The sequence below is a fragment of the Mesorhizobium sp. M0923 genome, assembly GCF_040319365.1.
Lineage (GTDB): Bacteria > Pseudomonadota > Alphaproteobacteria > Rhizobiales > Rhizobiaceae > Mesorhizobium.
Map to the genome: position 1 here is coordinate 1 of NZ_JAMYNW010000076.1, position 531 is coordinate 531.

Sequence of the window (531 nt, forward strand, 5' to 3'; positions counted from 1 at the left end):
GGCATCGACAACCTTCGGCAAATCGTCAACGAGCGCAGGGCTACCGGTGATGCTCCGCCCAAACCTGCGGCTGGAAATCTCCCGAGACCATAGCCATCGCGGCTTTGCCGATGGGCACTGCGCCTCTCGTCATGCAGCGTCAGCCAAAGCAGGCCCAGAACGGCATCGCCGATCTTGTCGGTGTCGATCTCCATGCAAGCAGTCTATCACGCGAAAGTGCCTCTGCCGCGGCCCACACCGGATGGCTGCATCTCATGCGCCCGCACAAAGCTACAGATGGTATCCGCCCTGGCTAAAACAGCGGCGGATCGGCTAGGAATCCCGGAAGCCCTTGCAACTTGCTAAAGTGCACTTTCTAAGAAACTCAATCTATCATCTGCAGAGGAAGCCCGATCAGCACTGGGTGTGGCGCATTACCTGCCGGCCTCAGAGGCCGTTTTGAAAATCGGCTTACTGGGGTTTCGTCTGAGGCTGGGTTATGATTCAAGCTGTGGATGTGGACAAAGCGAAGCCGTGGCCGGATGGCCCAGA

Annotated in this window: 1 pseudogene; it reads right to left on the minus strand. The window is 58.2% G+C overall.

Annotated features, from left to right (window positions below):
* Nucleotides 1-194, minus strand: a pseudogene (locus NKH89_RS35720) (hypothetical protein); the annotation flags it as partial.
* Nucleotides 195-531 lie beyond the last annotated feature (337 nt).